Source organism: Haemophilus sp. UMB1048 (assembly GCF_030218125.1).
Taxonomy (GTDB): domain Bacteria; phylum Pseudomonadota; class Gammaproteobacteria; order Enterobacterales; family Pasteurellaceae; genus Haemophilus_D.
The window spans coordinates 1-286 of record NZ_JASOPB010000082.1 but is presented as its reverse complement, the minus strand read 5'-3'; the positions used below and the strand labels follow the sequence as shown (position 1 = coordinate 286).

1 protein-coding gene is annotated in these 286 nt (G+C 55.6%); it reads left to right on the top strand.

The genetic code is table 11. The annotated features are described in order from the left end of the window. Positions 1 to 286: hypothetical protein (locus QP437_RS09970; RefSeq protein WP_285267729.1), on the top strand; the 286-nt coding region annotated here is incomplete at both ends.

Here is a 286-nt window from a genome sequence, read left to right as displayed (position 1 = left end):
CGGCTATCACGTCAACTTCACCTATTCTTATCCGGGCATGTTCCCCGGCAAAATCATCACGCCCAACGGCCTTAAAATCGACATTAAGCGCGGTTACTACCCGGCGAGCGTGGACGAGTTCGCCGGAGGTTCTGCCCTGACAATTGGCGAGTGCGTCAACGACCGGGAAGACGTTACCGACCTGACCGAGCGCGATTACAAAACCTTGCAGGCGTTGCTATTCATTTGCGGTAAATCCGACATACAGACCGCAGCAACAGCCGGAGGGTTTAAGAGCGGCAGCACC